The organism is Planctomonas sp. JC2975, from assembly GCF_012985205.1.
Classification (GTDB): Bacteria; Actinomycetota; Actinomycetes; order Actinomycetales; family Microbacteriaceae; genus Humibacter.
On record NZ_JABEKS010000001.1, the window covers coordinates 239,337 to 259,910 of the forward strand.

Below are 20,574 nucleotides of genomic sequence, written 5' to 3' on the forward strand. Positions count from 1 at the left end.
GTCGAAGCGTTCGACAGCGCGCGTTGCGCCGAGCGAGACCGGATCAGGCCAGGGCGATCAGATCCGCGTAGTCGGCGTTCCAGTGGTCCTCGACGCCGTCCGGCAGGATGAGCACGCGTTCGGGATTCAGCGCCTCGACCGCTCCTGGATCGTGCGAGACGAGCACGACGGCGCCCTCGTAGTGCGCGAGCGCATCCAGGATCTGCTCGCGGCTGGCCGGATCGAGGTTGTTGGTCGGCTCGTCGAGCAGCAGAACGTTCGCGCCCGAGACCACGATCATGGCCAGCGCCAGACGGGTCTTCTCGCCTCCCGACAGCACGCCGGCCGGCTTGTGCACGTCGTCGCCGGTGAACAGGAACGAGCCGAGCACCTTGCGGGCCTCGGTCTCGGTGAGGTTCGGCGAGCTGGAGACCATGTTCTGCAGCACGGTGCGTGCCACGTCGATCGTCTCGTGCTCCTGGGCGTAGTACCCGATCCGCAGGCCGTGTCCTGGCTCGATGGCGCCGGTGTCGGGGATGTCGACCCCGCCGAGGATGCGCAAGAGCGTCGTCTTGCCCGCGCCATTGAGCCCGATCACCACGACCTTCGAGCCGCGATCGATGGCCAGGTCGACGGCCGTGAAGATCTCCAGCGATCCGTAGCTCTTCGACAGGTCGGATGCCATGAGCGGCGTCCGCCCGCAGGCGGCAGGCGTCGGAAAGCGCAGCTTCGCCACGCGATCCTCCTGACGGACCTCCTCGAGGCCGCTCAGCAGGCGCTCGGCGCGGGCGACCATCTGGTGCGCCGCCGCTGCCTTTGTGGCCTTCGCCCCGAACTTGGCGGCCTGCGCCTGGAGGGCTGAGGCCTTCTTCTCCGCGTTGGCGCGCTCCTTCTTGCGGCGCTCCTCGTCGGCGGCACGCTGGTTCTGGTACGCCTTCCAGCCCATGTTGTACATGTCGATCACCTGGCGGTTGGCGTCCAGGTAGAAGACGCGGTTGACGGTCTCCCCCACGAGCACGACGTCGTGGCTGATCACGATGAGTCCGCCCTTGTACCCCTTGAGGAATTCGCGCAGCCACACCACGGAGTCCGCGTCGAGGTGGTTCGTGGGCTCGTCGAGGATCATCGTGTCGGCATCCGAGAAGAGGATGCGGGCCAGCTCGATGCGGCGCCGCTGACCGCCGGAGAGCGTGCGCAGCGGCTGGTCCAGGATGCGATCCGGCAGCGAGAGATTGTGCGCGATGGAGGCGGCCTCCGCCTCGGCAGCGTATCCGCCGAGCGATTCGAACCGCTCGGTGAGGTTGCCGTAGCGGCGCATGGCCTTGGCCGCGACATCCGGGTCGTCCGACGCCATCTGCTGCGACGCCTCGTGCATGCCGATGGTGAGGCTGCCGAGTCCACGTGCGTCGAGGATGCGCGTGCGTGCAAGCATGTCCGGGTCGCCTGTGCGCGGATCCTGCGGCAGATAGCCGAGGTCGTCGGAACGCTCGACGCGTCCCTCACTGGGCAGCAGGTCCCCGGCCAGCACCTTGGTCAGGGTCGTCTTGCCTGCGCCGTTGCGTCCGACCAGCCCGATCTTGTCACCTGGCTGAACGCGGAAGGTCACACCCGACATGAGGGTGCGTGCGCCGACGCGGATCTCGAGATCGTGCACGGCGAGCACAGCGGACGTCCATTTCTATCGGGGAAGGGAAAGCGCGAAAGCGCCCATCAAGGCTACCGGACTTCACCGGCAGTCGGCTGCGAGTGCATCGCGGCGTGCGGCTAGGCCGCGAGCCGTTCCTCGAGGCGGGCGCGCACATCGGGCCACTCCTCCCGCAGCACGCTGAAGTAGTCGATGTCGGCGATGGTTCCATCGGCGGCAGGCCGGAAGCGCCTGAGCGTTCCCTCGAACGAGGCGCCCAGTCGCAGGATCGCACCGTGCGACCGCGTGTTCCTGTGGTCGCATCGCAGTGCGACGCGCTCGAGTCCGAGCAGGTCGAAGGCGTGCCCGAACAGCAGCAGCTTGGCGGCCGGATTCACGGTCGTGCCCCAGACGTCGCGCGCGTAGATCGTGTTGCCGATCTCCGCCTTCAGTCCGGGCACCAGGTCGTAGAACGTGGTCCTGCCGACGAAACGGTCGCGCAATTCCACCGCGAACGCCAGGTTGTGCGCATCGGCGATGATCGACTCGAACTGAGCTGCCATCTCCGCATCGGATGCAGGCAGGGGCGAACTCATGCCGGCCCATGACTCCGTGTCCACGATCGCACGCAAGCGAGGAGCGTCTTCGACGGAGAGGGGCCGCAGAGCGAGATCGCCTCGCCGCAGGATCGTGTCGTGGATCAAATCGCGAAGCCGAGCGCGCGCATCATGTCGCGGCCGTCTTCGGTGATGCGCTCAGGACCCCACGGCGGCATCCACACCCAGTTGATGCGGAATCGTTCCACGACGCCGTCGAGCGCCTCACCGGTCTGCTCCTCGAGCACATCGGTGAGCGGGCATCCGGCACTGGTGAGTGTCATCGAGATGATGAGTGCGTCGTTCTCGTCATCCCAGGCGAGGTCGTAGATGAGGCCGAGGTCGACGATGTTGACGCCGAGCTCGGGGTCCATCACGTCCTTCAACGCGTCTTCGACCTGGTCGAAGAGAGCGGGAGCGAGGGTGGTGGCCATGGTTCGAGCCTACGCTTCCGGCACTACGACCGAGCGGCCGCGTCCGCGGCCTGCTCGTCCTGCAGCACGGCGTCCGTGTCCTGTTCGCCCTCGGAGACGAAGCGCACGTAGCCCTCTTCCTCCAGCTGCTCTGCCAGCTCGGGTCCGCCCTCTTCCGCGACGCGGCCTGCGACGAACACGTGCACGAAGTCCGGCTTGATGTAGCGGAGGATGCGCGTGTAGTGCGTGATCAGGAGCACACCGAGGTTGGTGTTGTCGTGGGCACGGTTCACGCCCTCCGAGACGATCTTGAGCGCGTCGATGTCGAGGCCGGAGTCCGTCTCGTCGAGCACCGCGAACTTGGGCTGGAGCAGCTCGAGCTGAAGGATCTCGTTCCGTTTCTTCTCGCCGCCGGAGAAGCCCTCGTTGACGTTGCGCGAGGCGAACGACGGATCCATCTTCAAATTGGACATGGCCGTCTTGACGTCCTTGGTCCAGGAGCGGATCGAGGGCGCCTCGCCGTCGATCGCCGTCTTCGCGGTGCGCAGGAAGTTCGTGTTGGTCACGCCGGGGATCTCCACCGGATACTGCATGGCGAGGAACAGGCCGACGCGTGCGCGCTCGTCGACGGTCATGGACAGCACGTCCTGGCCGTCGAGCGTGATGCTGCCCTTCGTGACGGTGTACTTCGGGTGGCCGGAGATCGTGTAGGCGAGGGTCGACTTGCCGGATCCGTTCGGCCCCATGATCGCGTGGATCTCGCCGGTGTTGATGGTCAGGTCGACACCCCGGAGGATCTCCTTGGTGCCCTGGTCGGTCTCGACGGTGACGTGCAGGTCGCTGATGACCAGCGTGTGCGCGGTCTGCGTGTGCTCGGCCTTGGGGTTCTCAAAGGACTGGGTTGACATGAGTCAGATGGCTTTCGTGATGGTCGGGTCGATGAAGATGTCTCCGTCGATGATCTCGACGGTGAAAACGGGGACCGGCTCGTAGGCCGGCAGGTTGAGCGGCTTGCCGGTGAGGAGCGAGAACTGCGAGCCGTGTGCCCAGCACTCGATCGCCTCCCCTTCGACGAAGCCCTCGCTGAGGGAGATGTCGCCGTGCGTGCAGGTGTCTCCGATGGCGTGGATGTCGCCGGCCGAGTCCTTGACGACGGCGATCGGCACACCGCCGAGCACGACGCGTTTCGCCTCGTTCACGGAGATCTCGGATTCCGCGCAGACGCGTTCCGCGCTCATGCCTGCTCTCCCGCGACGGACTGGGCGCCGGCTGCGTTGCCCGTCAGTTCGGCCTCGATGGCCGCCTGCAGGTGCTCCTCCAGCTCCGGCGAACCGATCTGCTGCACGATCTCCACGAGGAAGCCGCGGACGACGAGCCGTCGTGCCTCGTCCTCGGTGATGCCGCGCGACTGGAGGTAGAAGAGCTGCTCGTCGTCGAACCGGCCGGTCGCGCTGGCGTGGCCGGCCCCAACGATGTCCCCGATCTCGATCTCGAGGTTGGGCACCGAGTCCGCACGCGCACCGTCGGTGAGCACGAGATTGCGGTTCTGCTCGTACGAGTCGGTGCCGACCGCGTTCTGGCCGATCAGCACGTCGCCGATCCATACCGTGTGAGCGGATGCGCCCTGCAGCGCTCCCTTGTAGGTCACGCGGCTGCGCTGATGCTGCTCGTCGTGGAAGACGTACACCTGATGCTCGATGTACTGGCCGGCATCCGCGAAGTACGCACCGTAGGCCTCGATCTCGGCACCCGGTCCCGCGAGGTGGATGGCCGGGTTCAGGCGGATGAACGACCCGCCGAGGGAGACGACGATGTGCTTGAGGCGCGCGTCGCGGCCGACGCGCGCGAAGTGCGTCGAGACGTGACGCGAGTCATCCGTCCACTCCTGCACGCTCACGAGCGTCAGCTGAGCGCCGTCGTCGAGCACGATCTCGATGTTCTCCGTGAGGCTCGCGTCGCCGGTGTTGCGCAGCACGAGGGTCGCCGTGCTGCCTGCTGTCGCGTGAATCACGGTGTGCGCTGCGCGGTTGGCTGTCCCGAGGCCGCCGCGTGCGAGCACGGCCTCCCCCGCCTCGCCGGAGACGGTCACCACGAGCGCTTCGTCGAAGGTCGTCCACGCGTTGGCCGATGCCTTCTCCTCCGGAATGCCGGCAGCACCCACGAGCTCGTGGTCGCGTGCGACCCACTCCGTGGTCACGTCGCCCGCTGCGCGCAGCTCGACGTCGTATCGGGAACCGTCGAGGCCCTGCTCGAAGAGCGCGGCGATCCGTGCGACGGGCGTGTACCGCCAGGTGGCCTCGCGGCCGTTCACCGTGTCGAAGTCGTCGACGCGGGTGGAAGAGAATCGCTCGGATCGGGTCTGGACCGGGATGAACGTGGGTTCGGTCTCGGTGATGGTCATCTCTAGCCGACCGATCCTTCCATGCCCATCTCGATGAGCTTGTTGAGTTCGAGTGCATACTCCATGGGCAGCTCGCGGGCGATCGGCTCGATGAAGCCGCGCACGATCATGGCCATGGCCTCGTCTTCCGGCATGCCGCGGCTCATCAGGTAGAAGAGCTGCTCCTCGCTCACCTTCGAGACTGTCGCCTCGTGACCGAGCTGCACGTCGTCGACGCGGATGTCGATGGCCGGGTACGTGTCGCTGCGGGAGATCGTGTCGACCAGCAGCGCGTCGCAGCGCACGGTGTTCGCCGCGTGGTGCGCATCCTTCTCCACGCGGACCTCGCCGCGGTATCCGGCACGGCCGCCGCCGCGGGCGATGGACTTGGAGACGATCGACGACTGCGTGTACGGCGCCATGTGGATCATCTTCGCGCCGGCATCCTGGTGCTGACCGGGGCCGGCGAACGCGACGGAGAGGGTCTCGCCCTTGGCGTGCTCCCCGACCAGGTAGATCGACGGATACTTCATGGTCACCTTGGACCCGATGTTGCCGTCGATCCACTCCATCGTCGCGCCCTCGTACGCCATCGCGCGCTTGGTGACCAGGTTGTAGACGTTGTTCGACCAGTTCTGGATCGTCGTGTAACGCACTCGGGCGTTCTTCTTCACGATGATCTCCACGACGGCGGAGTGCAGCGAGTCGCTCTTGTAGATGGGCGCGGTGCAGCCTTCGATGTAGTGCACGTAGCTGTCTTCGTCGGCGATGATGAGCGTGCGCTCGAACTGGCCCATGTTCTCCGTGTTGATGCGGAAGTAGGCCTGCAACGGAATCTCGACGTGCACGCCCTTGGGCACGTAGACGAACGATCCGCCCGACCACACGGCCGTGTTGAGCGACGCGAACTTGTTGTCGCCAGCCGGGATGACGGTGCCGAAGTACTCCTCGAAGAACTCGGGGTGCTCCTTCAGCGCCGTGTCGGTGTCCATGAAGATGACACCCTGCGCCTCGAGGTCGTCGCGGATCTGGTGGTAAACCACCTCCGACTCGTACTGCGCTGCGACGCCGCCGACGAGGCGCTGGCGCTCCGCTTCGGGGATGCCGAGCTTCTCGTACGTGTTCTTGATGTCTTCAGGCAGGTCGTCCCAGGTCTGGGCCTGCTTCTCCGTCGACCGGACGAAGTACTTGATGTTGTCGAAGTCGATCTCCGACAGGTCGGCGCCCCACGTGGGCATCGGCTTGCGCCGGAACATCTGCAGGCCCTTGAGGCGTCGCTGCAGCATCCATTCCGGCTCGCTCTTGAGAGCGGAGATGTCGCGGACCACCTCGTCGGAAAGACCGCGTCGGGCGCTCGCCCCCGCTTCGTCTGAATCGGCCCAGCCGAATTCGTACTGACCGAGGCCAGCGAGTTCGGGACGGTCGATGAGAACGTCTGACATTGTGATTACCTCGTTTTCTTGCCGCCCGTGACCGGCTTCAGACCGGCTCCGACCTCGATTCGTGCCAGCGCGGGTCGCTGGCACCGAGGCGCGGATTGTGCGGATGGCGATCGAGTGCGAACGGTGCACTCCGTGAACCCTTCGATTCTATAGGGCGCGACGCAGCCACGGGAGGATGCCCGGCATGCTCCCGGCTGGCGCCCTGACGGCGTCCATCGGCGCGTCGGCCTCTGCGGACGACGAGCCGGGGCTGTCCCCGCGCTCTACCTCACTCGGAGCCCGGCCCGTACGCCGCCGCGATGTCCTGCGAAGATCCCCATCTCGCGCCTGCCTCCTCGCCCTTCGGCCATCCATCAGGCGAGTCCTGCCACGCTTCGCGCCTGCCGTACGGCAGGAGATCGATGAGCGGGAACGTGTGACTGAGCTGTTCGGTACCGCGTCCGTTCGTGTGCCACGTTCGATAGACGGTGTCCCCGTCGCGGAGGAACACGTTCACCGCGAAGCCGCCGCCGGGAGGGGCGCCGACATCGGCGCCGAACGGGCTGTTCGCGGTCGAGTACCAGGTCATCCGGTTGCCGACGCGACGCTTGTACTCGAGCGCCTCATCGATCGGACCCTGCGTGACGATGACGAAACGCGCGTCGTAGGGCTTCAGGAAATCCAGGCGCGTGAACTGAGCGGTGTACCCGGTGCATCCAGGGCACTGCCACTCCTCGCCTTCGAACCACATGTGGTTGTAGACGATCAGCTGATGGGTGCCCTCGAACACGTCGGCAAGGCTCACCGGACCGTTCTCGCCCTCGAGCGTGTAGTCCGGCATCCGCACCATGGGCAGGCGTCTGCGCTGGGCCGCGACGGCGTCGAGCTCGCGGGTCGCCGCCTTCTCGCGGATGCGCAGCTCGTCCAGTTCGCGCTGCCAGGTGTCGCCGTCGACGACGGGAGGCATGGCCGTGGTCATCGTTGCTCCTCGGGGATTGTGCTGGCCGGATCCGCGACCGGCAATGTGTACAGTGTGAACATCTGCAACGACCGTAACAAGTGCTGCGAGGGGGATCAAGGGTGATCGCGGATTCCCGTCCCTACCATCACGGCGACCTCCGTCGGGCGCTCATCGACGCAGGACTCGACGTCACACGGCAGGGCGGGCCGGATGCGCTCGCGCTTCGCGAGGTCACGCGGCGCCTCGGTGTGTCAGCCAACGCCGCGTACCGTCACTTCGCCGACCGGGAGGCGTTGCTGGACGCCGTCGCCGCCGAGATCTTCGAGCGGGTCGCCGATCGCATGGCTGCGTCCATGCCGACGCACAACTTGTCTCGGGCGGATGCAGCACTCCAGCAGCTGCGCGCCGTTGGCCTCGGCTACATCGGCTTCGCGCGACGAGAACCCGGCTGGTTCCAGGTGGTGTTCTTCGGAGGCCGCGCCGGCGAAGCCCTCGCCACTCCCCCACCCGCTCCGTATCGTGCGTTGACCGACGCTCTCGACGCGCTGGTCGTGGCAGGGCTCCTCAGCGTCGACCGCCGCGGCAGCGCGCCATGGGTCTGCTGGTCAGCGGTGCACGGGTTCGCCGAACTCGTCATCCACGGTCCGCTGCGCACGGTCGCGCACCAGGAGGTGGATGTGCTGGCAGAGCGCTGCGTCGACGCCGTCATCGCCGGAGTGCTGGCGCCGGTCGCGTCCATGCGGCAGAGCGTTCCAGCGACGCTCGACGTTCAACGGTCGGCGAGAGCGCCGGCGATGCCGCCCAGCGAGAAGTAGCGGTGCAGCACCCCGAACAGGATGAGCGGCGGCAGCACGATCACGAGGATGAGACCCGGCGTGCGCGCGGACTGCAATCCGATCGGGAGCGTGTAGAGCGCGTTCGACTTGATGAAGACGAGTGCCACGAGGTAGTCGTTCCACGTGAGCAGGAAGCAGTAGATGGCGGTCGACACGATTCCCGGCCAGCACGCGGGGAGCACGACGCGCCAGAACCCGCCGAAGACGGAGCATCCGTCGAGCCAGGCCGATTCCTCGAGCCTGGCGGGGATCGTGTCGATGTAGGCGGTCATCATCCAGATGGCGACGGCGACCGACAGCCCGATGTAGATGAGCGTGATGCCGCCGAGCGAGTCGACGAGCCCCGCCCCCGCGAACAGGATGAAGAGCGGGATGACGAGCACGACGACCGGAAGCGACTGCACCACGAAGAGGATCAGCGAATACGCAGAGACGAGCCGTCCGCGAGCCCGTGACAGGGCGTAGGCGGCCGGCGCCGCCACGACAAGGGCGACGACGGTGGTCGTCACGGACACCAGCAGGCTGTTGCCCAGCCAGGTGAGCGCCGGCGTGAACTGGAACGTCGCGAGGATGCCGGCCAGCGGTCCGCCGGGGCCGCGCATTCCGACCGCAGCGGTCAGCGTCGGCAGCAGCGGCGATACCACCAGCAGCGTGATGATCACGACTGCCACGAGGCGCAGGATCATGCCGATGAGGGCGCCAGGGCGACGGATCAGGCGGTTGCGGCGAGGCATCGCCCGTCGGACGTCGCCAGAAACGGCCTGCACTCAGCTCGCTCGCTCGAGCGGCGCACCGGCCGCTCCGACCGACGCTGTGTCGGGTTCCGCGGTGTGCACGCTCGGGAACAGCTGCGGATTGACGTCGAGCAGCACGCGCAGCGCTCCCACCCAGACCATCGCAGCGAGAACGAGATGCACTGCGACAAGCAGGGCAGGCAGCGCGGTCAGCGCCTGGATGAGTCCGACGACGCCCTGCAGCGCAACGATGACGAGGAATCCGAGCGTGCGGACGAGTGGGAGCGTGGCGTGGGAGCGCCAGAGCAGCATCGCCAGCACGACGGCGACGACGAGCGTCGAGGCACCGAGCACACCGTGCACGATCGTGATGTCGATCCAATCGAAGCCCATGCGGGGAACGTCGGCCGAGTCGCCGGAGTGAGGTCCGGATCCGGAGACGAGGGTTCCGACCACGATGAGCACGGCGGTGAGGGCCGCCAACGCCCAGCTCAGGGCGCGGGCGGCTGCGGTGATGCGGGCGCGGGCATCCGCGGTCACCGGCTTCTCGTGCACTCGGTGCCAGGTGAGCGTCGTCGTCGTGAGCAGGCCCATCGCCATCACGAAGTGGAACGCCACGACGTACGGGTTGAGGCCCGTCCACACGCTGATGCCGCCGGCGACAGCGTTCACCACGACGAGCCAGAACTGCGACCAGGCAAGGCGCGTGATGCTGCGCACACGCGGCCGCTGCAGCCTGGCGGCGATGATCACCCACGCCACGGCGACGCACAGCAGCACGGTGAGCATGCGATTGGAGAACTCGATCAGGGCGTGGATGCCCATGGCCGGCGTCGGCGTGATCGAGCTCGCGTCACAGGTCGGCCAGGTCGGGCAGCCCAGACCGGAGCCGGTGACGCGCACGATGCCGCCACCGAGCACGATGAGGATGCTCACGACGAGAGACGCGGTGGTCGCCCAGCGGAGCGACCGCGGCGAAAGCGTCCAGCGGTCGGCGAGCCAGCCGAGCGGGGTTTTCAGCGTTGCCACGATCAGAACGGGAGGAGGGGATCGATGGCGATCGCCACGAACAGCACCGACAGATACGTGATCGAGCCGTGGAAGACGCGCATCGGCGAAGGATTCTCGTGGCGGATCGCGAGGGCGTACAGGCGGTGCGTCTCGTAGACGAACCAGACGCCGGAGACCAGCGCCGTCACGGTGTAGACGAGTCCCATGTGCGCAACGGGGATGAGCAGCAGCGAGCACGCGACAGTCGCCCAGGCGTACAGGATGACCTGCAGTCCGACGACGGCGCGACCGCGCGTCACGCCCAGCATGGGCACCCCGACCGACTTGTAGTCGTCGCGGTACTTCATGGACAGCGGCCAGTAGTGCGGCGGGGTCCAGAGGAACACCACGCCGAACAGGATGAACGGTGCCCAGTCGAGCGAGCCGGTCACGGCGGCCCAGCCGATGAGCACGGGGAAGCATCCAGCGATCCCGCCCCAGATGATGTTCTGCTGGGTGCGGCGCTTCAGCCAGAGCGTGTAGATGAAGACGTAGAAGAGGATGGCGGCCACCGAGAGCACGGCGGCGAGCCAGTTCGTCGTGAAGCACAGCCACACCGTGGAGCCGACCGCGAGTGTCCACGAGAAGACGTACGCTTCGCGCGGCGTCAGTTCGCCGGTGACGAGCGGCCGCTTCTTGGTGCGGTTCATCACCTTGTCGATGTCGCGGTCGATGTAGCAGTTGAACGCGGCGGCGGAGCCGGCGCTCATCGCGCCGCCGATCACCGTGGCGACGACGAGCCAGAGGTTGGGCACGCCGCCCTGGGCGAGGAACATCACCGGGATGGTGGTGACGAGCAGAAGCTCCATCACCCGAGGCTTCGTCAGAGCGACGTAAGCGGCGAACTTGCGCCGGAAACCGATCCGCGCCGGTGCCAACCGGCTCTCTACAGCAACGCCCATCGCTCCTCAATCACGCACAAACCCGCCTTCGAGTCTAGAGGCGATTGAGGTGAGAGTCGTGCGAGCTTGCTCGTACGACCGAGCCGATTGAGCCTTTGAGGGGCGAAGCCGCGATAGAGGCGATTGAGGTGAGAGTCGTGCGAGCTTGCTCGTACGACCGAGCCGATTGAGCATTTGAGGGGCGAAGCCGCGATAGAGGCGATTGAGGTGAGAGTCGTGCGAGCTTGCTCGTACGACCGAGCCGATTGAGCATTTGAGGGGCGAAGCCGCGATACGGGTGATCGAGGCGCGGTCGTGCGAGCGTGTGCTCGTGCGACCGCCCGGCCCATCCATCCGCGGCCTCGACTCCCTGACTTCCGGGAGGCGGCTTTGTGGGGATGGCACAGCACCGACCGGCCGCAGACCATGGCTTTCTGGCAATCTCCCTATACTTGGTGGTGCTCGCCTCTCGATGCATTCCCCTGCCCACGGATCTTCTCCGCGGGCGTCGTGTGCACGGGTGCCGAAGAAGTCTGGGGCGCGCGCACTACCTCCACCGGTGCGGGTCCGTTCTACGGGACCCCTCTCGCATCGACGACACAAGAAGGGTCAGTCTCAAGTGGCAGCACTGCAATGGGATCCCATTGACAACAAGGCAGTCGACACCGCGCGCATCCTGGCGGCGGACGCCGTGGAGAAGGTGGGCAACGGGCATCCCGGCACGGCCATGAGCCTCGCTCCGGCGGCGTACCTGCTGTTCCAGCGCGTGATGCGCCGCGATCCGAAGGACCAGCACTGGCTGGGCCGCGACCGCTTCGTCCTGTCGGCGGGTCACAGCTCGCTGACCCAGTACGTGCAGCTCTACCTGGGCGGCTATGGCCTCGAGCTCGACGACCTGAAGGCGCTGCGCACCTGGGGCTCGCTCACGCCTGGTCACCCCGAGTACCGCCACACCGACGGCGTCGAGATCACCACCGGCCCGCTCGGCCAAGGCCTCTCCTCCGCCGTCGGCTTCGCATACGCGAGCCGCTACGAGCGCGGACTCTTCGACCCGGATGCCGCGCCAGGCACGAGCCCCTTCGACCACTTCGTCTACGTCATCGCCAGCGACGGCGACCTGGAAGAGGGCATCACGAGCGAGGCCTCCTCGCTCGCCGGCCACCAGGAACTGGGCAACCTCGTCGTCATCTACGACAGCAACCAGATCTCCATCGAAGACGACACCAACATCGCCTTCACCGAAGACGTCGCTGCGCGCTACGAGGCGTACCACTGGCACGTGCAGGTCGTCGACTGGAAGAAGACCGGCCAGTACGTCGAAGACGTGCAGGAGCTGTTCGACGCGATCGAGACGGCCAAGGCCGTCAGCGACAAGCCGTCGATCATCATCCTGAAGACCATCATCGGATGGCCGAGCCCGAAGAAGCAGAACACCGGCAAGATCCACGGATCCGCGCTCGGCGCCGACGAGCTGCGCGCCGTCAAGGAGGTGCTCGGTTTCGACCCGGAGCAGACCTTCGAGGTCGCCGATGAGGTCATCGAGCACACCCGCGGAGCCATCGAGCGCGGCGCGGACCAGCGTGCCGCGTGGCAGGTCGGCTTCGACGCTTGGGCTGCCGCCAACCCGGAGCGCAAGGCGCTCCTCGACCGGCTGCTGAGCGGGGAACTGCCCGATGGCGTCGAGGATGCACTCCCGGCGTTCGAGGCTGGCAAGGACGTCTCCACGCGCGCAGCCAGCGGCAAGGTGTTGAGCGCACTCGGACCCGTCGTGCCCGAACTGTGGGGTGGATCGGCGGACCTCGCCGAGTCGAACAACACGACCATCGAGGGTGCGGCATCCTTCGTACCGAGCGAGCGCTCGACGCACGAGTGGGCCGGAAACCCGTACGGCCGCGTGCTGCACTTCGGCATTCGCGAGCACGCGATGGCCGCCATCCTGAACGGCATCGTCCTGCACGGACCGACGCGTCCTTTCGGCGGCACCTTCCTCATCTTCAGCGACTACCAGCGTCCGTCGCTGCGCCTTGCCGCCCTGATGAACGTGCCGTCGACGTTCGTCTGGACGCACGACTCCGTCGCGCTCGGCGAGGACGGCCCGACGCACCAGCCCATCGAGCAGCTCGCGACGCTGCGCCTCATCCCGAACTTCACCGTTGTGCGCCCCGGCGACGCGAACGAGGTGGCGTACGCCTGGCTCGAGATCCTGAAGCGTCGTGGCGGACCGGCAGGCATCGCGCTGACGCGGCAGAACATCCCCGTGTTCGAGCGCGGCGACGGTGCGGCATCCGGTGAGGTCTTCGCATCCGCGGCGAACGTCGCCAAGGGCGGGTACGTGCTCGCCGAGGCGCCGAACGGCACGCCGGACGTGATCCTGATCGCCACCGGATCCGAGGTTCAGCTGGCCGTGAACGCTCGCGAGGAGCTGAAGGCGGCGGGCGTCAACGCCCGTGTCGTCTCGATGCCCAGCCAGGAGTGGTTCGAGGAGCAGAGCGCGGAGTACAAGGAGTCGGTGCTGCCGGTATCCGTCACCGCTCGCGTCTCCGTCGAAGCCGGCCGCGCGCTCACCTGGCGCGACTACGTCGGCGACAAGGGTCGTAGCGTCTCGATCGAGCACTTCGGTGCGTCGGCCGACTACAAGACGCTGTTCACGAAGTTCGGCATCACCACGGAAGCCGTGGTGGCCGCAGCCAAGGAGACCATCGCCGCCCAGTAGGGCCGCGATGACAGGCGAAGAAGTCAAGAAGAAGAGGCGAGAGAAATGACCGAAACCAGCACCGCACGACTCGCGGCGGAAGGCGTGAGCATCTGGCTCGACGACCTGTCCCGCGAACGCATCACCTCCGGCGGGCTGCAGAAGCTGATCGACACGCGCAACGTCGTCGGCGTCACCACCAACCCGACCATCTTCGCGACAGCTCTCTCGAAGGGCGAGTCGTACGACGAGCAGGTCCGTGAGCTCGCGGCGGCAGGCAAGGACGTTCACGAGGCGGTCTTCGAGATCACCACCACGGATGTCCGCAACGCCGCCGATGTGTTCGCGCCGGTCTACGAGGCGTCGGCCGGCAAGGACGGCCGAGTCTCGATCGAGGTCGAGCCGGGTCTCGCGCACGACGCGGCCGGCACCATCGCGCAGGCCAAGCAGCTCTGGGCGAAGGTCGACAAGCCGAACGCGATGATCAAGATCCCGGCGACGGTCGAGGGCCTCGAGGCCATCGCCGCCGTCACCGCTGAGGGCATCAGCGTCAACGTGACGCTGATCTTCAGCCTCGAGCGTCACCGCGAGGTCATCAACGCCTACCTCACCGGCCTCGAGCGGGCGAAGGAGGCGGGCATCGACCTGTCGACGATCCGCTCCGTCGCGTCGTTCTTCGTCTCGCGCGTCGACACCGAGATCGACAAGCGCCTCACGGCGATCGGCACGCAGGAGGCGCTTGCCCTGAAGGGCAAGTCGGCCGTCGCGAACGCACGTCTCGCCTACCAGGTGTTCGAGCAGGCGTTCGACTCCGAGCGCGCCAAGGTGCTGCTCGCCGCCGGCGCGAACAAGCAGCGCCCGCTCTGGGCGTCCACCGGCGTCAAGGACCCGGCATTCCCCGACACGCTGTACGTGACAACGCTCGTCGCTCCCGACGAGGTGAACACCATGCCGGAGAAGACGCTCGAGGCCACCTTCGACCACGGCGACATCACCGGCAACACCATCGAGGGCACGTACGACGAGTCGAACGAGGTCCTGAACCAGATCGCCGCTCTCGGCATCTCCTACGATGACGTCACCCAGACGCTCGAAGACGAAGGCGTGTCGAAGTTCATCGTGTCATGGGACGAACTGCTCGACACCGTCTCCGCCGCGCTCGCACACGCCGGCGCCAAGGAGACCGTGCAGTGAGCTTCAAGATCCACGTCAGCGGCGACGCGGAGGCCGCGGTCAAGCGGCACGTGCCGTCGCTCGTTGCGGATCTGGTGGCATCCGGGATCACGGCCCAGGATGCGGCGCTCTGGGGGCCGGACGCGGAGTCGGAGGCTTCCGTCCGGCTGAGCTGGACGGAAGCGGTCGCCATCGCGCGGCCCCTTGTCCCGCAGATCGTGGAGCTTCGCGAGAGGTTTCTCGCCGAGGGCGTCAACCACTTCGTGCTGGGCGGCATGGGCGGCTCGTCGCTCGCGCCCGAGGTGATCACGCGCACCGGCAACCTCGAGTTGACCATCCTCGACACCACTGATCCAGGCCAGGTGCTCGACGCGGTCACGGACCGCATCGCCACCAGTGTGCTCATCGTGTCGTCGAAGTCCGGCTCCACGGTCGAGACGGACAGCCATCGCCGCACGTACGAGAAGGCGTTCCGCGACGCCGGCATCGACCCGGCAGGACGCATCGTCGTCGTCACCGACCCCGGCTCGCCGCTGGACGCGTCGGCCCGCGAAGCCGGCTACGCCGTCTTCAACGCCGACCCGAACGTCGGCGGTCGCTATTCGGCGCTGACCGCGTTCGGCCTCGTGCCGTCCGGGCTCGTCGGATTCGACATCGAGGAGTTGCTCGAAGAGGCGGAGACCATCTCGCTCGAGCTGGCCATCGACGATCCGACGAACCCCGGCCTCATCCTCGGCGCGGCGATCGCCGGCACTCAGCCGCTTCGCGACAAGCTCGGCATCATCACCGACGGCACGCACATCGTGGGCTTCGCCGACTGGGCCGAGCAGCTCATCGCGGAGTCGACGGGCAAGCTCGGCAAGGGCCTGCTGCCCGTGGTGCTCGACGTGGTCTCCCCCGAGCTCGACGAGAAGCTGCCCGACCTGCAGGTCGTGCGCCTCGTCGACAATGCCGAGGCGCACCATCTCTTCCCTGCGGATCGCCACCACGGCGAGATCCTGGTCTCCGGCACGCTGGGCGCCATGTTCCTCGTGTGGGAGTATGCAACGGCGATCGCGGGCCGGCTGCTGGGCATCAACCCGTTCGACCAGCCCGACGTGGAATCCGCCAAGGTCGCCGCGCGTGGCCTGCTGGACGCCCGTCCGGAGCCGACCGATCCGGCGTTCGTCGACGGCGGCATCGAGGTGCGCGGCGACGCCGCTCTGCTCGGTGACGCGGCGACGGTCGACGACGCGATCGGCAGGCTGCTGGCACTGCTGCCCGCCGACGGATACGTCGCAGTCCAGGCCTACGTGAACAGGGTCGCGCTGCCGCAGCTGGCCGGCATCCGCGATCTGCTGGCGGCCCGCGCCAAGCGCCCCGTGACCTTCGGGTGGGGGCCGCGCTTCCTTCATTCCACGGGCCAGTTCCACAAGGGCGGGCCGGCAGTCGGCGTGTTCCTGCAGATCCTGAGTCACGAGACCGACGATCTTCAGGTGCCCGACCGTCCGTTCACCTTCGGCCAGCTCATCACGGCCCAGGCGGAGGGCGATGCGGCGGTGCTCGCCGAGCACGGTCGTCCCGTGCTGACTCTCACGCTCACCGACCCCGCCGCCGACATCGAAACGCTGTTCGGCGACGTCGACGCCTGAACCGATACGAGGAGATCCATGTCACCGGTGGAGATCACCGCGAACTCCAACCCGCTGAGGGTGCCGACGGACCGTCGGCTCAACCGCATCGCCGGCCCGAGCAGCCTCATCATCTTCGGCGTGACGGGTGACCTGTCGCGCAAGAAGCTGATGCCGGCCGTGTACGACCTGGCCAACAGAGGCCTCCTCCCCCCTGGCTTCGCGCTCGTCGGCTTCGCCAGGCGCGACTGGGAGGATGAGGACTTCGAGAAGGTCGTCTACGACGCGGTGAAGCAGTACGCGCGCACCGAGTTCCGCGACGAGGTCTGGAAGCAGCTCGCGCAGGGCATCCGCTTCGTTTCGGGCGAGTTCGACGACGATGAGGCGTTCGAGCGCCTCAAGAAGACCGTCGATGAACTCGACCGGGACCGCGGAACGATGGGCAACCACGCGTTCTACCTGTCGATCCCGCCGAAGGCGTTCCCGCTCGTCACCGAGCAGCTGCGCCGATCCGGCCTCGCAGAGCAGTCCAAGGGATGGCGCCGCGTCGTCATCGAGAAGCCCTTCGGGTCCGACCTCAAGACGGCGCGCGAGCTCAACGCCGTCGTCGAGTCGGTCTTCCCGCCGGACTCCGTGTTCCGCATCGACCACTACCTCGGCAAGGAGACGGTGCAGAACATCCTCGCTCTGCGCTTCGCCAACGAGCTCTACGAGCCGATCTGGAACGCGAACTACGTCGACCACGTGCAGATCACCATGGCCGAGGACATCGGCGTCGGCGGTCGTGCCGGATACTACGACGGCATCGGAGCGGCGCGCGACGTCATCCAGAACCACCTGCTCCAGTTGCTCGCCCTCACGGCCATGGAGGAGCCGGTGTCGTTCGACGCCGCAGACCTCCGCGCCGAGAAGGAGAAGGTGCTGAAGGCGGTGCGGCTGCCGAAGGATCTCTCGACGGCGACCGCGCGCGGCCAGTACTCCAGCGGCTGGCAGGGCGGCGAGAAGGTGGTCGGCTTCCTCGAGGAAGACGGCATGAACCCGCAGTCCACCACCGAGACCTACGCGGCGATCAAGCTCGACATCGGAACCCGCCGCTGGGCCGGCGTGCCGTTCTATCTGCGGGCCGGCAAGCGGCTCGGGCGACGCGTCACCGAGATCGCGGTCGTCTTCAAGCGGGCGCCGCAGCAGCTCTTCGCGAAGAGTCAGACGTCGGCGCTCGGACAGAACGCGCTCGTCATCCGCGTGCAGCCCGACGAGGGCGTGACCATCCGCTTCGGCTCCAAGGTGCCGGGCGCCGGCATGCAGGTGCGCGACGTGAGCATGGACTTCGGCTATGGACACGCCTTCACCGAGGCGAGCCCTGAGGCGTACGAGCGTCTCATCCTCGACGTGCTGCTCGGCGATCCGCCGCTGTTCCCGCGGCACGAGGAGGTCGAGCTGTCCTGGAAGATCCTCGACCCGATCGAGGAGTACTGGGCGTCCCACGGCGCACCGGAACAGTACCGGCCGGGAACGTGGGGTCCGGCATCCGCCGATGAATTGCTTGCCCGCGACGGCCGCACTTGGAGACGCCCATGATCGTCGACCTGCCAGACACCACGACCAGCAATGTCTCGAAGACGCTGATCAAGATCCGCGAAGAGGGCGGCGCCGTCGCCCTCGGCCGGGTGCTCACGCTCATCATCGCCACGCAGCTCGGCCAAGAAGAAGAGGTCATCGAGGCCGCCAACGAGGCGTCGCGCGAGCATCCGATGCGCGTCATCGTCGTGTCGACCGCCGATCGAGACCACCCTCATGCGGATGCCGGCAGCCGGCTGGACGCGCAGATCCGTGTCGGCGGTGACGCAGGGGCCAGCGAGGTCATCGTGCTGCGCGCCTACGGCGACACCGCCAGCGATGAGGAGGGCCTGGTCACGGCGCTCCTGCTGCCGGATGCGCCCGTCGTCGTGTGGTGGCCAGGGACCGCGCCCGACGTCGTGTCCACGTCGCCGCTCGGCCGGATCGCCACCTGCCGCATCACGGATTCGTCTGCCGCAGGCGACCCGCACGAGGCGCTGCTGCACCTGGCCGAGACGTACGCCCCTGGCGACACGGACTTCGCCTGGACGCGTCTCACGCTCTGGCGTGCACAGCTCGCCGCGGTCCTCGATCAGCCGCCGTACGAGCCCGTCGTGTCCGTCGAGGTGTCGGGTGCGCCGGATTCGCCGTCGACCGTTCTGCTCGCCGCCTGGCTGCGACTGCAGCTGGATGCTCCGGTGCAGCACGACCTGACGGCTCGCCAGCGCGGCCTGAGCGGCATCCACGGCGTGCAGCTGGTCCGTGCCTCCGGCACGATCGAGCTGGTGCGCGACATGCCCGATCTGGCAACGCTCACGCAGCCGAACCAGCCGACGCACGACATCGCACTCCCCCGCCGCAACCTGCGCGACTGCCTCGCGGAGGAGCTGCGTCGACTCGATCCCGACGAGCTGTACGGTGAGGTGTTGACCAAGGGACTTCCGCTGCTGGAGGCCGAGGAGCAGGGAGCCGGAGCGCGATGAGCGGGGAACGGCGGGTGCTCGTCCACCCGGACAAGAACGCACTCGTCGCGTCGGTCGCGGCGCGGTTCCTCACGAAGACGGCGGACATCATCCGTGACCGCGGCACCGCGCACGTCTGCCTCACCGGCGGCACCGCCGGAATAGCCGTGCTGGCGGCGGCGGCCGTCTCGCCGGCGCGCGACACCGTCGACTGGGCTTCCGTGCACTTCTGGTGGGGCGACGAGCGGTGGGTTCCTGCCGACTCGGACGACCGGAACGACAAGCAGGCGCGCGAGGCCCTGCTGGACGATCTCGACCTGCCGGCGGGCAACGTGCATCCGTTCCTCGCGTCGGACTCCGGCGTGGAGCTCGACGAGGCCGCTGACGCGTACGCGAGCGAGTTGGCCCGCTTCGGCAACGACGAGCTCGCCTATCCCCGGTTCGACATCACGTTCCTCGGCGTCGGCCCCGACGGACACATCGCCTCGCTGTTCCCGGATCGCAGTGGCATCCGCGAGACGGAACGATCGGTGATCGCCGTCCGCAACTCGCCGAAGCCGCCGCCAGAACGGCTCAGCCTCACGCGCCCGGTGCTGAACGCGTCCGCCCGCATCTGGCTCGTGCTGTCCGGCTCGGACAAGGCGTCAGCCCTCGGGCTGGCACTGGCTGGTGCCAGTTACACGGAAGTGCCGGCGGCGGGAGCGAAAGGACGCAAGCGCACCGTGTTCTTCGTGGACCGCGATGCAGCGGCCGAGGTTCCTGAGAGCCTCATCTCGCCGGAGTACTGACTCCGTCCTGACGAACGACGAAAGGGGCGGTTCCGATCATCAGATCGGAACCGCCCCTTTTCGCTCCGTATGGGACTCGCTCGTGCGAATCGTCCCGTACGGGTCAGTTCGTGGGCGTGAGACGTCCTCGGCGCTCGCGCAGCTGCTGGAGCGCCTCATCGAGGAGCTGCTCCGCCTCCTCTGCCGTGCGGCGCTCCTTCACGTATGCGAGGTGCGTCTTGTACGGCTCGAGCTTCGACAGTGCCGGCGGGTTGTCCTTGTCGCGGCCGGCGGGGAGCCCGGACGTCGGGCAGTCGATGGTGTCGGGAATCTCCTCATCGGGGAGGTTCGCCGCGAAGTAGCGCACCGTCTCGTTGCCGAGCGCGTCCCAGTACCGAACCGCAATGCGGTCCGCGTGGTAACCGTGGTCCTGCTCCCCCATCGGACCGGATCCGACTCGGGATCCCCTGATCGCACTGCCGCCTGAAGCCATGAATCCTCCTTGATCGTTCGAACGTCGTACCGGCCGTGAGGGCCGCTACGCGCTGAACTTCGTGATGAGACCCAGCACCACGATGCAGGCGATCCAGACCAGGGCGAGGATGACCGTGATGCGGTTGAGGTTGCGCTCAGCCACACCGGATGCCCCGAGGTTGGAGGTCATGCCGCCGCCGAACATGTCGGACAGGCCGCCGCCGCGCCCCTTGTGCAGCAGGATGAGGAGGGTCAACAGGAGGCTCGTGATGCCGAGCAGCACCTGGAGAACGACCGTGAGAATCTGCACGAGGTGAAGCCTTTCGGGTTGTGGTCCGGTCCGGCGAACACGCGCTGGACCGACATTCATTATATCGACTAGCTGTGGCGTCGCACCGATCACCGATCGTCAGCCGTCGCGGCGGTCCGATGGCCGCCGGGACGAGAACGGGCGTCCGGACTGA

20 protein-coding genes are annotated in these 20,574 nt (G+C 67.3%); 7 read left to right on the forward strand and 13 right to left on the reverse strand.

Features of this window, described 5'->3' with window-relative positions; translation table 11 throughout:
• Nucleotides 1-43 precede the first annotated feature (43 nt).
• The 8 genes from HII28_RS01145 to HII28_RS01180 all read right to left on the reverse strand — a co-directional run bounded on the left by HII28_RS01145 (nucleotide 44) and on the right by HII28_RS01180 (nucleotide 7,392).
• Complete coding sequence (locus HII28_RS01145; protein ID WP_170023673.1) at nucleotides 44-1,642, reverse strand: ABC-F family ATP-binding cassette domain-containing protein; 1,599 nt, start codon at nucleotides 1,640-1,642, stop codon at nucleotides 44-46.
• Between the two features lie 101 nt (nucleotides 1,643-1,743).
• Nucleotides 1,744-2,307, reverse strand: coding sequence for a GNAT family protein (locus HII28_RS01150; RefSeq protein ID WP_170023675.1), 564 nt, complete (start codon nucleotides 2,305-2,307; stop codon nucleotides 1,744-1,746).
• Nucleotides 2,304-2,633, reverse strand: coding sequence for a metal-sulfur cluster assembly factor (locus HII28_RS01155; RefSeq protein ID WP_170023677.1), 330 nt, complete (start codon nucleotides 2,631-2,633; stop codon nucleotides 2,304-2,306). Before HII28_RS01155 ends, HII28_RS01150 begins: the two co-directional genes overlap by 4 nt.
• Before the next feature lie 23 nt (nucleotides 2,634-2,656).
• Nucleotides 2,657-3,520 carry a Fe-S cluster assembly ATPase SufC gene (gene sufC, locus HII28_RS01160; RefSeq protein WP_170023679.1) on the reverse strand — a complete coding sequence of 288 codons (864 nt, stop codon included), beginning with the start codon at nucleotides 3,518-3,520 and terminating at the stop codon, nucleotides 2,657-2,659.
• 3 nt (nucleotides 3,521-3,523) lie between these two features.
• On the reverse strand, nucleotides 3,524-3,850 hold the full coding sequence (locus HII28_RS01165) for a non-heme iron oxygenase ferredoxin subunit (RefSeq protein ID WP_170023681.1): 327 nt from the start codon (nucleotides 3,848-3,850) through the stop codon (nucleotides 3,524-3,526).
• A complete protein-coding gene (gene sufD / locus HII28_RS01170; protein ID WP_170023683.1) occupies nucleotides 3,847-5,013 on the reverse strand; it encodes a Fe-S cluster assembly protein SufD in 1,167 nt (388 codons plus the stop codon). The genes HII28_RS01165 and sufD overlap by 4 nt, the downstream gene beginning before the upstream one ends.
• Nucleotides 5,014-5,015: 2 nt before the next feature.
• On the reverse strand, nucleotides 5,016-6,434 hold the full coding sequence (gene sufB / locus HII28_RS01175) for a Fe-S cluster assembly protein SufB (protein ID WP_170023685.1): 1,419 nt from the start codon (nucleotides 6,432-6,434) through the stop codon (nucleotides 5,016-5,018).
• A 268-nt stretch (nucleotides 6,435-6,702) separates the two neighbouring features.
• Entirely contained in the window at nucleotides 6,703-7,392 is a 690-nt protein-coding gene (locus tag HII28_RS01180; protein ID WP_170023687.1) for a DUF899 family protein, read from the reverse strand.
• A gap of 101 nt (nucleotides 7,393-7,493) precedes the next feature.
• Here HII28_RS01180 and HII28_RS01185 point away from each other — a divergent pair, with 101 nt between their 5' ends.
• A complete protein-coding gene (locus HII28_RS01185; protein ID WP_170023688.1) occupies nucleotides 7,494-8,189 on the forward strand; it encodes a TetR/AcrR family transcriptional regulator in 696 nt (231 codons plus the stop codon).
• Here HII28_RS01185 and HII28_RS01190 read toward each other — a convergent pair.
• The 3 genes from HII28_RS01190 to HII28_RS01200 are packed head-to-tail and all read right to left on the reverse strand — an operon-like array spanning nucleotide 8,144 to nucleotide 10,896.
• The gene (locus tag HII28_RS01190; RefSeq protein WP_170023689.1) at nucleotides 8,144-8,944 is read right to left on the reverse strand and encodes a carbohydrate ABC transporter permease; all 801 of its coding nucleotides are present in this window, start codon (nucleotides 8,942-8,944) and stop codon (nucleotides 8,144-8,146) included. The two genes, HII28_RS01185 and HII28_RS01190, sit on opposite strands and share 46 nt — an antisense overlap.
• 33 nt (nucleotides 8,945-8,977) lie before the next feature.
• A complete protein-coding gene (locus HII28_RS01195; RefSeq protein ID WP_346769141.1) occupies nucleotides 8,978-9,973 on the reverse strand; it encodes a COX15/CtaA family protein in 996 nt (331 codons plus the stop codon).
• 2 nt (nucleotides 9,974-9,975) lie between these two features.
• The gene (locus tag HII28_RS01200; RefSeq protein ID WP_170023690.1) at nucleotides 9,976-10,896 is read right to left on the reverse strand and encodes a heme o synthase; all 921 of its coding nucleotides are present in this window, start codon (nucleotides 10,894-10,896) and stop codon (nucleotides 9,976-9,978) included.
• Nucleotides 10,897-11,494: 598 nt separating this feature from the next.
• Between HII28_RS01200 and tkt the strand changes: the two genes are divergently transcribed.
• Genes tkt through pgl form a run of 6 tightly spaced genes read left to right on the forward strand, consistent with a single transcriptional unit; the run spans nucleotide 11,495 to nucleotide 19,657 of the window.
• Nucleotides 11,495-13,588 (forward strand): transketolase, encoded by a 2,094-nt coding sequence (gene tkt / locus HII28_RS01205; RefSeq protein ID WP_170023691.1) that lies wholly within the window; start codon nucleotides 11,495-11,497, stop codon nucleotides 13,586-13,588.
• 45 nt (nucleotides 13,589-13,633) lie between these two features.
• Nucleotides 13,634-14,761, forward strand: a complete 1,128-nt coding sequence (gene tal, locus HII28_RS01210; protein ID WP_170023694.1) for a transaldolase — start codon at nucleotides 13,634-13,636, stop codon at nucleotides 14,759-14,761.
• The gene (locus HII28_RS01215; RefSeq protein ID WP_170023696.1) at nucleotides 14,758-16,371 is read left to right on the forward strand and encodes a glucose-6-phosphate isomerase; all 1,614 of its coding nucleotides are present in this window, start codon (nucleotides 14,758-14,760) and stop codon (nucleotides 16,369-16,371) included. The genes tal and HII28_RS01215 overlap by 4 nt, the downstream gene beginning before the upstream one ends.
• An 18-nt stretch (nucleotides 16,372-16,389) precedes the next feature.
• Nucleotides 16,390-17,928, forward strand: a complete 1,539-nt coding sequence (gene zwf / locus HII28_RS01220; protein WP_170023698.1) for a glucose-6-phosphate dehydrogenase — start codon at nucleotides 16,390-16,392, stop codon at nucleotides 17,926-17,928.
• Nucleotides 17,925-18,890 (forward strand): glucose-6-phosphate dehydrogenase assembly protein OpcA, encoded by a 966-nt coding sequence (locus HII28_RS01225; RefSeq protein ID WP_170023700.1) that lies wholly within the window; start codon nucleotides 17,925-17,927, stop codon nucleotides 18,888-18,890. The genes zwf and HII28_RS01225 overlap by 4 nt, the downstream gene beginning before the upstream one ends.
• Nucleotides 18,887-19,657, forward strand: a complete 771-nt coding sequence (gene pgl, locus HII28_RS01230) for a 6-phosphogluconolactonase (RefSeq protein WP_170023702.1) — start codon at nucleotides 18,887-18,889, stop codon at nucleotides 19,655-19,657. The genes HII28_RS01225 and pgl overlap by 4 nt, the downstream gene beginning before the upstream one ends.
• A gap of 103 nt (nucleotides 19,658-19,760) precedes the next feature.
• Here the strand turns inward: pgl and HII28_RS01235 are convergent, their stop codons facing one another.
• Complete coding sequence (locus tag HII28_RS01235) at nucleotides 19,761-20,129, reverse strand: RNA polymerase-binding protein RbpA (protein ID WP_170023704.1); 369 nt, start codon at nucleotides 20,127-20,129, stop codon at nucleotides 19,761-19,763.
• A gap of 45 nt (nucleotides 20,130-20,174) precedes the next feature.
• Nucleotides 20,175-20,420, reverse strand: a complete 246-nt coding sequence (gene secG, locus HII28_RS01240; RefSeq protein WP_022899356.1) for a preprotein translocase subunit SecG — start codon at nucleotides 20,418-20,420, stop codon at nucleotides 20,175-20,177.
• Nucleotides 20,421-20,574: the final 154 nt, after the last annotated feature.